At 69.4% G+C, this 12,822-nt stretch carries 8 protein-coding genes; 1 reads left to right on the top strand and 7 read right to left on the bottom strand.

The window, feature by feature from the left end; all coding sequences use genetic code 11:
- The first annotated feature begins 266 nt into the window (after window positions 1–266).
- Window positions 267–1,928, top strand: a complete 1,662-nt coding sequence (locus GGQ91_RS04780; protein WP_182591458.1) for a methyl-accepting chemotaxis protein — start codon at window positions 267–269, stop codon at window positions 1,926–1,928.
- Window positions 1,929–1,958: 30 nt separating this feature from the next.
- Here GGQ91_RS04780 and GGQ91_RS04785 read toward each other — a convergent pair whose 3' ends face one another.
- From GGQ91_RS04785 to GGQ91_RS04815, 7 genes are all read right to left on the bottom strand, one after another.
- Complete coding sequence (locus tag GGQ91_RS04785) at window positions 1,959–2,939, bottom strand: ABC transporter ATP-binding protein (protein WP_043759716.1); 981 nt, start codon at window positions 2,937–2,939, stop codon at window positions 1,959–1,961.
- Entirely contained in the window at window positions 2,936–3,916 is a 981-nt protein-coding gene (locus GGQ91_RS04790; protein WP_043379383.1) for an ABC transporter ATP-binding protein, read from the bottom strand. Before GGQ91_RS04790 ends, GGQ91_RS04785 begins: the two co-directional genes overlap by 4 nt.
- A 142-nt stretch (window positions 3,917–4,058) precedes the next feature.
- Entirely contained in the window at window positions 4,059–5,030 is a 972-nt protein-coding gene (locus tag GGQ91_RS04795) for an ABC transporter permease (RefSeq protein WP_043354011.1), read from the bottom strand.
- 361 nt (window positions 5,031–5,391) lie between these two features.
- Window positions 5,392–6,372: an ABC transporter permease gene (locus tag GGQ91_RS04800; RefSeq protein ID WP_043379385.1), complete on the bottom strand. Its 981-nt coding sequence runs from the start codon at window positions 6,370–6,372 to the stop codon at window positions 5,392–5,394.
- Between the two features lie 9 nt (window positions 6,373–6,381).
- A complete protein-coding gene (locus GGQ91_RS04805; protein WP_043759712.1) occupies window positions 6,382–7,998 on the bottom strand; it encodes an ABC transporter substrate-binding protein in 1,617 nt (538 codons plus the stop codon).
- Window positions 7,999–8,305: 307 nt separating this feature from the next.
- Window positions 8,306–11,464 (bottom strand): multidrug efflux RND transporter permease subunit, encoded by a 3,159-nt coding sequence (locus GGQ91_RS04810; RefSeq protein WP_043379387.1) that lies wholly within the window; start codon window positions 11,462–11,464, stop codon window positions 8,306–8,308.
- Window positions 11,465–11,481: 17 nt separating this feature from the next.
- Entirely contained in the window at window positions 11,482–12,762 is a 1,281-nt protein-coding gene (locus tag GGQ91_RS04815) for an efflux RND transporter periplasmic adaptor subunit (protein ID WP_236952749.1), read from the bottom strand.
- Between the last annotated feature and the right edge of the window lie 60 nt (window positions 12,763–12,822).

Consider the following 12,822-nt stretch of genomic DNA (forward strand, 5'->3'; position numbering starts at 1 on the left):
GCCGGGCCAGCCCCGTCGCAGGCCGGGCCTTACACCTTCCGATAGAAGTCTCTTGAAAATATCAGTTACAGATAGAAATCAGTCACGCGCTTTGCAGTCTCGATCACGTTCGTTTGAAATCTTGTCTTGGCTCGAAACTCGACTGCATTTATCGACTAAACTTTAATCATCGTGCCTCACCAAGGTGCAAACTCCGAAATCACCGCGCGCGTGTCTGCGCCGCCGCCGGTCTCGGATGCCACCGTCTGGAAGGCCACCCGCCCACGATGACCATCAAACTCAGACTGCTCGCACTCCTGGCCGTCATGGGCCTGCTCCTGCTCGCATGTGCCGCCATGGGCAATCTCGCCCTTCACTGGAATCACCAGAGCTTCAAGACCGTCTTCGACGACCGCGTCGTCTGCCTCCGGCAATTCAGCATCATCCGCGATGCCTATGACGACCTGATCGACGTCTCGCGCAGGCTGCGCGGCCGGCAGATCGACCCGGCCCAGGCGAAGGACCAGATCGAGCGCGATCTCTCCAACCTGCACACGCAGTGGTCGGCCTATCTGGCGACCTACCTGACCCCGGAGGAGAAAGCCCTGGCCACCGAGCTGCAGGGGTCGCTCGACCGGAACGATGCCATCGCGGCCGAGATCCTCAAGCGCATCACCGCCGGTCGCGCTTCGGATTTCGAGTCCACGCATGCGGACCTGCTGACGAGCCTGCGGACCGCCAACGCGACCCTCGGCAAGCTCACGGCCTTGCAGGTCCGTGAAGCGGAGGCGGAGTTCGAGCGCTCCGAGACCACCGCGGGCTGGTCGCGCCTCGCCCTGCTGGCCGCCCTCGTCCTCGCGGCGCTCAGCATCGCCTACGGCATCTACACGATCGTCGTGCAGGTGATCCGTCCGCTCGGCGGCATGACGGCGACGATGACCCGCCTGGCCGCCGGCGAGCTCGAGGCGCCGGTCACGGGCGCGGAACGGGCGGACGAGATCGGTGGGATGGCCCAGGCCGTCCAGGTGTTCAAGGAGGCGATGATCGCCAAGCGGGACGCCGACGCGGCCGCGGCGATCGAGAACGCCGCCAAGATGCGGCGGGCCCAGGTGCTGGACGATGCGACGCGGGCGTTCCAGAGCCAGGTCACGCAGCTCACGCACGGCCTGGCCTCGGCCGCCACCGAGATGGAGGCGACCGCCCAGTCGATGAGCCGCACGGCCGATCAGACGGCGGGTCAATCCATGAGCGTCGCCTCGGCCGCCGAGCAGACCTCCTCCAACGTCCAGACCGTGGCGGCGGCGAGCGAGGAAATGGCGGCCTCCATCGGCGAGATCGCCCAGCAGGTCGCCCGCTCCACGATCATGGCCGAGCGGGCCGCCGCGGATGCCGCGCAGTCCACCACGATCGTGCGCGGGCTGGCCGAGGGCGCCGAGAAGATCGGGGCGGTGGTCGGCCTGATCTCCGGGATCGCCGCTCAGACGAACCTGCTGGCGCTCAACGCCACGATCGAGGCCGCCCGTGCGGGCGAGGCGGGGCGCGGCTTCGCCGTCGTCGCAGGCGAGGTCAAGGAGCTGGCCTCGCAGACGGCGCGGGCGACGGACACCATCGCCGCGCAGATCAACGCCATCCAGGGCGAGACCCGCGAGGCCGTCGCGGCCATCCAGTCGATCGGCGCGACGATCACTGAACTCCGCGAGATCGCCGTCGGCGTGGCCGCCGCCATGGAGGAGCAGGGCGCGGCGACCCAGGAGATCGTCCGCAACGTCACGCAGGCGGCTCAGGGCACCCAGTCGGTCACCGTCAGCATCGGCAGCGTCACGCAGGCCGCGAGCGAGACCGGCGCCGCCTCCGCGCAGGTGCTCACCGCAGCGTCGGAGCTGTCACGGCAATCCGAGCAGCTCGGGGCCGAAGTGTCGGGCTTCCTCGCCACGGTCCGGGCGGCCTGACGGCCCCTCGGGCCGACCGGGCGGGCCTCCTCAGGCCCGCCCCTCCTGGACGGCGTGGCAGGCGACGCCGTCCAGCAGCGCCGGCACCTCGGTCCGGCAGCGGTCGTTCGCCAGCGGACAGCGCGGGTTGAAGGTGCAGCCGGGCGGCGGGTCGATCGGGTTCGGGATCTCGCCGGAGACCGGCACCCGGGCGCGGCCGACATGGGCGAGGTCGGGCACCGCGTCGAGGAGCATCCGCGTGTAGGGATGGCGGGGCCTGGCGAACAGGTCCTTGGCGGCGGCGACCTCCACGAGGCGGCCGAGATACATCACCCCCACCCGGGTGGCCATGTGGCGGACCACGGCGAGGTTGTGGGAGATGAACAGGTAGGTCAGCCCGAGACGGTCCTGCAGGTCGCGCATCAGGTTGAGGATCTGCGCCTGCACCGAGACGTCGAGCGCCGAGGTCGGCTCGTCGCCCACGAGGAACTCCGCTTGGCTCGCCAGCGCCCGGGCGATCGCCACCCGCTGGCGCTGGCCGCCGGAGAATTCGTGCGGGTATTTTTTCGCATCGTCCGGGTGGAGCCCGACCAGGCCGAGCAGCTCGCTGACCCGGGCGCGGATCGCCCCCTCCCCCTGGATCAGGCCGAAGGCCCGGATCGGCTCCGCGATGATCCGGCCCACCCGCCAGCGCGGGTTCATGGACGCGTAGGGGTCCTGGAAGATCATCTGGATGCGCGCCCGCAGGCGCCGCCGGGCTGCGGCCTGGCGCGGGTCGGTCATCGAGACGCCGGTGATCGTCACCTCCCCGGCCGAGGGCGGCAGCAGGCCGACCACCATCCGCGCCACCGTCGACTTGCCGGAGCCGGATTCGCCCACGATCGCGAAGGTCTCGCCCTTCTCGATCGTGAACCCGACCCGGTCCACCGCCGTGAGGAATTTCCGGGGCTCGCCCTCGAGCACCCGGTTGAGCCAGGGCTTCGAGACGTCGAACCGGCGGCGCAGATCGGTGACTTCGACGTAGGCGCTCACGCTGCGCGCTCCGCTGCATCGTACAGGTGACAGGCCACCCGGCTCGCCTCCACGGCCTGCGGCTCCGGCCGCTCGACCCGGCAGCGCGAAAAGACCTTCGGGCAGCGCGGGTTGAAGGCGCAGCCCTTGGGGATGGCGGTGAGGCGCGGCATCGAGCCGGGGATCTGGCTCAGCCGCGTGGCCTCCTGCGACAGGGTCGGGATCGCCCCCATCAGCCCGACCGCGTAGGGATGGTGGGGCTTCGCGATCACCGAGGCGACCGGGCCGATCTCGGCGACGCGCCCGGCATACATCACCGCCACCCGGTCGGCGGCCTCGGCGATCACGCCCATGTCGTGGGTCACCAGCATCACCGCGGTGCCGTGCTCCCGGCAGAGGCGCTTGAGCAAGGTGATGATCTGGGCCTGGACCGAGACGTCGAGCGCCGTAGTCGGCTCGTCGGCGATGATCAGCTCCGGCTCGGCGGCGAGCGCGAGGGCGATCACCACCCGCTGGCGCATGCCCCCGGAGAACTCGTGCGGGTAGCCGTCGATCCGCCGCTCGGGGGCCGGGATGCCGACCTCGGCGAGCAGGTCGATGGCGCGGGTGCGGGCGGCTTTCCCCGACAGGTCGGTGTGGGTGCGCAGGGTCTCGACGATCTGGTCGCCCACCCGGAACAGCGGGTCGAGCGAGGTCAGCGGATCCTGGAAGATCATGCCGATGCGCTTGCCCCGCACCCGCCGCATGGCCTCGGGCGAGAGATTGTCGATGCGCTCGCCGCGCAGCCGGATCTCGCCGCCGGCGATGCGTCCGGGGCGGTCGATCAGCCCGATCACCGCCGAGCCGGTCACCGACTTGCCGGCCCCGGATTCGCCCACGACCCCGAGGATCTCGCCGCGGCCGATGTCGAACGAGACCCGGTCGATGGCGGTGAGCGGCCCGCGGCGGGTGTCGAAGGCGACCGTGAGATCGCGCACGGAGAGGATCGTGTCGGTCATGGCGTGGCGGCTCCGGTGGCAACCGGGCGTCGGATGGGCGCCCCCGTCCTTGCGAGCGGAGCGAAGCAATCCAGCGGCGCCACGTTCACCAAGGTCGCGCTGCCCTGGGTCGCTTCGCTGCGCTCGCGCTGACGATGTCCCATCATTGCAGCTTCGGATTGAGCGCGTCGCGCAGCCAATCCCCCAGGAGGTTGATGGCGATGACCAGCCCGGCCAGCGCCAGCCCCGGGAAGGCGACGATCCACCACTCGCCGGAGAACAGGAAGCGGTTGCCGGTGCGGATCAGCGTGCCGAGCGACGGCATGGTCTCGGGCAGGCCGGTGCCGAGGAACGACAGGGTCGCCTCGGTGATGATCGCGAGCGCCAAGTTGATCGTCGCGATGACGAAGACCGGGCCGGTGACGTTCGGCAGCACGTGGCGGACCAGGATCACCGGGGAGGACAGGCCGATCAGCCGCGCCGCCTGGACGTAGTCCTTGCCCTTCTCGACCATCACGGAGGACCGCACGGTCCGGGCGTACTGCACCCAGAAGGACAGGCCGATCGACACCACGATCAGCCCGATCAGTGGCCCGACGTCGAGGGCGCTGCCGAAGGTTGCCTTGGCGACGCCGTCCACCACCAGGGCGATCAGGATCGCCGGGAAGGTGAGCTGCACGTCGGCGATCCGCATGATCAGCGTGTCGAGGACGCCGCCCGCGTAGCCGGCGATCAGACCCAGCGCGATGCCGATGACGCCGGAGGTCAGCACCCCGAGCCCGCCGACGATCAGCGACAGGCGCAGGCCGTAGAGCACCGCCGAGAGCACGTCCCGGCCCTGGTCGTCGGTGCCGAGATAGTAGGGCGCCTGACCGTCCGCCTGCCAGATCGGCGGCAGGTTGGAGTTGATCAGGTCGAGCTGGGCCGGGTCGTAGGGGTTCTGCGGGGCGATCAGGGGCGCCGCGAAGGCGAGCCCGACCATCAGCACCGTGGCGACCAGCGCCGCCATGGCGGTCTTCGAGCGCAGGAAGCTCGCCAGCAGGTCGGAATCCCGCCAGCGCGCGAGGCGGGAGGGCGCCGCCTCCGGCAGGGGGACCGGCGGGGCATCGCCCGCGTCGAGGTCGTATCCGCTCATCGGTCGCCCTTCACGCCGTGTCCGGTGGAAAGCTTCGGGGCGGCTGCCGTCGTCTTTGCGAGCGGAGCGAAGCGATAACGGCAACCCAGAATGCGACCATCTTGCGCCGACGGGCCTGGCAGGCGCGACCTGCCCCCTCTCCCGTGCGGGAGAGGGTCGGGGTGAGGGTCGAGACCGCTCAGAGTGAAGCGCACCCTCGAAGCGCCGACAGGCCGCGCCCCATCCGGACAGTTCTCATCCCTCACACTGTCCCTCTCCCGCACGGGAGCGGGGACCCGGGCCTCCTGCGAAGCGGGCGTGACCGTCGCGTCCCGTTCAATGACGCGCGGCAGGCAAGCGGAACGGTGCGTCATGTCCGGTCTCACGCCGCCCGCCCGGTCGAGAGCCGCAGGCGCGGATCCACCACCGTGTAGAGGATGTCGACCACGAGGTTGATGGTCACGAAGATCAGCGCCACGAGCAGCAGGTACGCGGACATGATCGGGATATCGACGTTCTGCACGGCCTGCACGAACAGCAGGCCCATGCCGGGCCACTGGAACACCGTCTCGGTGATGATCGAGAAGGCGATGACCGAGCCGAGCTGCAGCCCCGCGATGGTGATCACCGGCACGAGGGTGTTCTTCAGGGCGTGCCGCAGGTGGACGGCGCGGGTGGTGAGCCCCCGCGCCCGGGCGAAGCGGATGTAGTCGGTGCGCAGGACCTCCAGCATCTCGGCGCGCACCAGCCGCATGATCAGCGTCATCTGGAACAGGCCGAGCGTCACCGAGGGCAGGATCAGGGCTTTGAGCCCCGACGCGGTGAGGAAGCCCGTCGTCCACCAGCCGAGCCGGACCGTGTCGCCCCGCCCGTAGGAGGGCAGCCAGCCGAGCGTCACCGAGAAGAGGTAGATCAGCAGGATGCCGATCAGGAAGGTCGGCAGGCTGATCCCGATGAGCGAGACGGCCTGGAACAGCCCGGCGAGCCAGGAGTCGCGGCGCAGGGCGCAGTAGACGCCCATGAGGACGCCGACCACGAGGGCGAAGACCGTCGCGCAGAAGGCGAGCTCCAGCGTCGCCGGCATGCGCTCGGCGAGGAGCTGCGCCACCGGCTGCCGGAACTGGTAGGAGATGCCGAACTGACCCCGCGCCACGCTGCCGGCGTAGCGGGCGAACTGGACCAGGACGGGATCGTCCAGGCCGAGATTTTTGCGGATCTCCGCCCGCTCGGCCACGGTGGTGTCGGGGCCGACGATCTGGTTCACGGGATCGCCCGCGAACCGGAACATCGCGAAGGCGATGAGCCCGACGACCGCGAGGACCGCGGCCGCCTGGATCACCCGGCGCAGCAGGAAGGCGAGCACGCCCGGATCCTACTGCGGATCCTTCGACACCCAGTAGAGCAGGAGCAGGTTGTCGGCGCGCTGGGTCAGGTGGACCTTCTTGGAGACGCCCCAGGCCAGCGCCTGCTGGTGCAGCGGGATGTAGCCCCAGTCGGTGTTGAGGACGTCGAAGCCCTCCTTGATCAGGGCGTCGCGCTTGGCCTTGTCGGTCTCGCCCTCGACCTTGTCGGCGATGGCGTCGATCTTCGGATCGCAATAGCCCGCGAGGTTCCAGCTGCCCCGGCCCGACTTGTCGCCGGGCTTCCGGCAGCCGACGATCTCGTAGAGGATGTTGTGGCTGTCCAGCGAGGACGGGGTCCAGCCGAGCAGGTAGAACGACGTGTCGTAGTTCGGGGCCAGCACCTTGGCGAAGTACTTGGCCTTCGGCTGCGCGTTGAGGTTCACCTTGACGTTGATGCGGGCGAGCATCGAGACCACCGCCTGGCAGATCGCCTCGTCGTTGACGTAGCGGTCGTTGGGGCAATCCATGGTGAGCGAGAAGCCGTCCGGATAGCCGGCCTGGGCCATCAGCTCCTTGGCCTTCTTCAGGTCGGTGGCGGGGCGCTTGAACTCGGCGCCGCGGTCGTAGAGGCTCGGGGCGATCATCAGCGCCGAGGGCACCGCCTGCCCGCGCATGACCCGCTTGGCGATCGTGTCCTCGTCGATGGCGAGGTAGAAGGCCTCGCGGACCTTGATGTCCTTGAACGGGTTCTTGCCCTTGACGCTCGAATCCTTCAGCTCGTCCCGGTCCTGGTCCATGCCGAGGAAGATCGTGCGCAGTTCGGGCCCGGCCATCACGGTGGCGGTGCCGCTGGCGTTCACCCGCTGCTGGTCCTGCAGCGGCACGGGGTCGATCCAGTCGACCTCGCCGGAGAGGAGCGCGGCGACGCGGGTCGCCGGGTTGGCGATGGTGGTCAGCACCGCCTCGTCGAGGTTCGACTCGACCTTGCCCCAGTAGCCGTCGAACTTCTTGAACACCGTCTTCACGCCCGGCTGGTGCTCGGCGATCACGAAGGGGCCGGTGCCGTTCTCGTGGAGGGTGGCGTAGCTCGGGCTGGAGGCGTTGGGCGGCGTCGGCTGCACGACGCCGTTCTTCTCAGACCATGCCTTCGACATGATCAGCCAGGTCGGGAACTGGGCGATGGCGATGGGGTTCGGCTTCTTCAGCACCATGTCGACGGTGAAGTCGTCGACCTTCACGAATTCGGCGTCGGACGGGACGTTGGTGGTGAAGTTCGAGCCCGGGGCGCGGACCCGCTGGGCGGAGAAGATCACGTCGTCGGCGGTGAAGGGCGTGCCGTCGTGGAACTTCACGTTCTTGCGCAGGTGGAAGCGCCAGCGGGTCGGCTCGGGCGTCTCCCAGGACTCGGCGAGGCCGGGGGCGAATTTCAGGTTCTTGTCGAGGGTGACGAGGGATTCGTAGGCCGCCTGCTGCATGCCCTCGGTGAAGCTCTCCTTGAGGGAGTACGGGTCGAGGGATTTCAGGTCACCCTGGAAGGCGAAACGGAAGACGTTCGCGGCCTGCGCGGGCAACGCCGCGAAAGCGAACGTCGCGACGGCACCCGTGGCCACGCCGCGGACGAGGGTCTTCAGGGTCGAACGGGACAAGCGGATCTCCGGAACCGTGAATGCGCCACCGGCCGGCAGCCCCGGCGGTGTCCACCGCGGCGTCAGCAAGCTTCGGACCATCTGTATACAAGGCGGCGGCCGAGGCTGTCGCGGGTGAGTGACATTATTCGGCCGCCCGAACGCGTTTTTCCCGCCTCCTATCGTCCTCGATCGACGGCCGAGGCGCCGCCATCGCGCGGCAGGCGGGACCGGGACGGCCCTCGCGCATGGAAGCGCGCGCCTCCTCCCCCGTGCGGGAGAGGGGGCGCGTCGCGCGTTGCATGGGCCGGGGCGCGAGCGCGCCGGCCTACTCGGCCGCCACCCGCGCCGGCTCGTGCCGCGTCTCCGCGTCCGCCCGCTCGCCCTCCGCCACCGCCTTGCGCCGGAACAGGCGCATGACGACGACGAAGAAGACCGGCACGAAGAACACCGCCAGCACGGTGGCGGTGATCATGCCGCCCATCACGCCGGTGCCGATCGCCTGCTGGCTCTTCGAGGCGGCGCCGGTGGCGATGGCCAGCGGCACCACGCCGAAGATGAAGGCCAGCGAGGTCATCACGATCGGCCGGAACCGGAGCGTGGCGGCGTCCACCGCCGCCCGGATCACCGAGGTTCCGGGCTTCCAGAGGTCCTTGGCGAATTCCACGATCAGGATGGCGTTCTTGGCCGAGAGGCCGATGATCGTGATCAACCCGATCTTGAAGTAGACGTCGTTGGGCATGCCGCGCAGGTAGACGGCCGCCACGGATCCGATCACGCCGAGCGGGATCACCAGCATGACCGAGACCGGGATCGCCCAGCTCTCGTAGAGCGCGGCGAGGCACAGGAACACGATCAGCACCGAGAGGGCGAGCAGCAGGCTCGCCTGGCTGCCCGCCTGCTTCTCCTGGTAGGACTGGCCGGTCCAGGCGTAGCCGAAGCCCTTGGGCAGCTGGAGCATCAGCCGCTCCATCTCGGCGATGGCGTCGCCCGACGTGTAGCCGGGGTTCGGCTCGCCGGTGAAGCGCACCGACTGGTAGCCGTTGAAGCCGACGATCTGGCTCGGCCCCATGCCCCATTTCAGCTCCGCGAAGGACGACATCGGCACCATCGTGCCGCCGGCGTTCTTGACCGCGTAGTTGAGGATGTCCGACGCGTTCATGCGCTGGAGCTGCTCGGCCTGCACGTAGACGCGCTGCATCTTGCCCCGGTTGGGGAAGTCGTTCGGATAGACCGAGCCGAGGTTGAGCTGGATCGTGGCGTTGATGTCCTCGAACTTCACGCCCAGGGCCGCCGCCTTCTCGCGGTCGATCACCAGCTCCGCCTGCGGGGTCGGCGGCAGGCCCTCGATCTTCACCTTCTGGAGGATCGGGCTCTGCTGCGCGAGCTTGAGCAGCTGCTCCTGGGCCGAGAGCAGGGCCGCGTAGCCGCGGTTGGCCCGGTCCTGCAGGCGGAACGAGAAGCCCGCCGCGTTGCCGAGATTGTCCACGGGCGGCGGTTCCTGGGCGTCCACCGTGGCGTCGCGGTAATTGGCGAGCGCCGCGTTGGTGCCGGCGACGAGGGCGGCGGCCGAGTTCTTGGCGTCGCGCTCGGACCAGGGCTTGAGGGTGACGAAGGCCTGGCTGGTGCTCGGGGCCTGGCCCGAGAAGGAGAAGCCGTTGAGCATGGTCACGGTGGCGACGCCGGGCTGGGCCAGCAGGTGCTCCTCGACCTTGCGGACCGCCTCCTGGGTGCGGTTGTAGGAGGCGCCCGGCGGCGTCTGGATGTCGACCGTGAAGAAGCCCTGATCCTCCACCGGCAGGAAGCCCTCCGGCAGGTTCACGAAGGCGTAGGCGGTGCCGGCGACCAGCGCGAGGTAGACCAGCATCACCCGGCCGGATTTCCGGATGAACCACTGGGTGCCGCGGCCGTAGCGGGCGGTCTCCCGGTCGACGAACCGGTTGAACATCCCGAACACGCCGCCCTTGGCGTGGCCGTGGCCCTTCTCGATCGGCTTCAGGAAGGTCGCGCAGAGGGCCGGCGTCAGCGACAGGGCGAGCAGCGCCGAGAAGGCGATGGAGGTCACCATCGCGATCGAGAACTGCCGGTAGATGATGCCCACCGAGCCGGGGAAGAACGCCATCGGGATGAACACGGCCATCAGCACCAGGGTGATGCCGATGATCGCCCCGGTGATCTGCCCCATGGCCTTCTTGGTGGCCTCCTTGGGGGGCAGCCCCTCCTCGTTCATGATCCGCTCGACGTTCTCCACCACCACGATGGCGTCGTCGACCAGGATGCCGATGGCCAGCACCATGCCGAACATGGTGAGCACGTTCACCGAGAAGCCCGAGATCCACATCACCGTGACGGTGCCCATGAGGGCGATCGGCACCACGATGGTGGGGATCAGGGTGTAGCGGATGTTCTGCAGGAACAGGAACATCACCAGGAAGACCAGCACCACCGCCTCGACCAGCGTGTGCAGCACCTTCTCGATGGAGGCTTCCACCGCCGGGGTGATGTCGTAGGGGATGTCCCACTTCAGGTCCGGCGGGAAGAACTGGGACAGCTCCACCATCTTGGCGCGGATCGCCCGGGCCGTCTCGAGGGCGTTGCCGTCGGGGGCGAGCGTCACCGAGATGCCGGCGGCGGGGCCGCCGTTCAGGCGGGTGGAGAACTGGTAGGCGTCGCCGCCGAGTTCGATCCGGGCGACGTCGCGCAGGCGCACGTTCGAGCCGTCGGGATTGGCCCGCAGCACGACCGCGCCGAACTCCTCGATGGTGCCGAGCTGGCCCTTCACGATGATCGGCATGGTCAGCGATTGCCGGGTCGGGCTCGGCTGGGCGCCGACCGCCCCGGACGCGACCTGGACGTTCTGGTTGCGGATCGCCTCGGTGACGTCCGAGGCGCTGAGCGAGAGGCCGCGCAGCTTGTCGGGATCGACCCAGACGCGCAGCGACCGCTCCGTGGAGTAGAGCGTCGCGCGGCCGACGCCGGGGATGCGCCGGATCTCGTTGATGACGTTGCGGATCAGGAAGTCGCCCAAGCCCACCTCGTCCATCGACCCGTCCTTGGAGACGAGGGTGATGATGTTGAGGGTCGCGGCCGAGGCCTCCTCCACCAGGATGCCCTGCTGGCGCACCTCCGCCGGAAGGCGCGCCTCGACGCGCTTCAGCCGGTTCTGGACCTCCACGGAGGCGAGCGACGGGTCGGTGCCGGGCTGGAACGTGGCGGTGATGTTCACCGAGCCGAACGAGTCGGTGGTCGACTCGAAGCTCATGATGTTGGCCGCGCCGTTCAGCTCATCCTCGATGAGCCGGGTGGTGCCGATGTAGAGGCTCTCCACCGAGGCCCCCGGATAGGCCGTGGACAGGGCGATGGAGGGCGGGGCGATCACCGGGTACTGCGCCACCGGCAGGTTCGGGATGGCGAGGGCCCCGCCCAGGCAGATGAACAGGGCCACGACCCAGGCGAAGACCGGCCGGTCGATGAAGAAGCGTGCCATGATCGGGCTCTCCCGGCTCAGTGGCGCGGCTGGACGGCGGCGGCCCGCGGCGCGACCTCCGCCTTGTCACCCGAGGCGTCGGGGGCCTCGTCGGTATCGTGCTTCGGACCGGTCTCGCCGTGGACCGGCGTCTGGTCGCGGGGCTTCACCTTGGCGCCGACGGTGATCTTCTGGAAGCCGTCGATCACGACCCGCTCGCCGGCCTTCAGCCCCGAGCGGATCAGCCAGTTCTGCCCGACCACCGGCCCGACCTCGACGGGCTGGCGCATGACCGTCTCGTCGGCGCGCACCACCCAGACCTCGGCGCGGCCGTCGTCGGTGCGCTGGATCGCCTGCTGCGGCACCGCGATGGCGTCGGAATCGATGCCCTGCTTGATCCGCGCCCGCACGTACATGCCGGGAAACAGCTCGTCGTGCGGGTTGGGGAACTGCACCCGCAGGGTCACTTGGCCGGTGCTCGGATCGGCGGTGACGTCCGAGAACAGGAGCCGGCCGGCCAGCGGGTAGAGAGAGCCGTCATCCATGATCAGGTGGACGTTGGCGGTGTTCTCCTCCAGCCGCGCCAGCTCCCCGCTGGCGAGATCCCGGCGCAGGCGGTTCAATTCGCCCACCGACTGGGTGATGTCGACGTAGATCGGGTCGAGCTGCTGGATCGTGGCGAGCGCCCCCGTGGAGCCCGGCTCGATCAGGGTGCCCTCGGTGAGCAGCGCCCGGCCGATCCGGCCGGTGATCGGCGCGCGCACGTCGGTCCAGCCGAGGTTGAGCTGCGCCCGGTCGCGGGCCGCCTTGGCGCCGGCGACCTCCGCCTCGGCCTGCTTCTTGGCCGCGAAGGCGGCATCGTACTGGGCCTGGCTGGCGGTGGCCCGCGTCAGCAGCTGCTCGAGCCGGTCGGCCTGCTGCCGGGCCAGCACGAGGGCGGCCTCCTGACGTGCGAGCGCCGCCTCGGCGCTGGCGAGCTCGACCTGATAGGGCGCCGGGTCGATCTTGTAGAGGATGTCGCCTTCCTTGACCTGGCTGCCCTGCTCGAAGAGCCGCTTCACCACGAGCCCGGAGACCCGGGAGCGGACCTCGGCGATGCGCATGGGCGCGACACGGCCCGGCAGGTCGCGGAGATAGGGGATCGCCTGGGGCTCGACCTTGACGAAGCCGACCTCGGGCACCGGCGGCGCCGGCGCGGCCACCTGCTTCGGGTTGCAGGCCGCGAGGCCGAGCAGAAGCAGGGCCGCGGGCAGGACGGTCCTGGCCCGGCCCGGACGGCGGCGAGAGGATGAGGTTCTGACGGACAGAGTGCGGGTCACGATTTCCGACGCTCCTGAAAACATGCGTCTGCTGAGGCTGGCGCGGAGCATGGACCCGCG

The sequence above is a fragment of the Methylobacterium fujisawaense genome (genome assembly GCF_014138435.1).
Lineage (GTDB): Bacteria > Pseudomonadota > Alphaproteobacteria > Rhizobiales > Beijerinckiaceae > Methylobacterium > Methylobacterium fujisawaense.

What these genes read in the sequence shown, in the direction of transcription:
- GGQ91_RS04780 (WP_182591458.1), top strand. Translation starts at nt 267, where the DNA reads ATGACCATCAAACTCAGACTGCTCGCACTCCTGGCCGTCATGGGCCTG.
- GGQ91_RS04790 (WP_043379383.1), bottom strand. Translation starts at nt 3,916, where the DNA reads ATGACCGACACGATCCTCTCCGTGCGCGATCTCACGGTCGCCTTCGAC.
- GGQ91_RS04795 (WP_043354011.1), bottom strand. Translation starts at nt 5,030, where the DNA reads ATGAGCGGATACGACCTCGACGCGGGCGATGCCCCGCCGGTCCCCCTG.
- GGQ91_RS04810 (WP_043379387.1), bottom strand. Translation starts at nt 11,464, where the DNA reads ATGGCACGCTTCTTCATCGACCGGCCGGTCTTCGCCTGGGTCGTGGCC.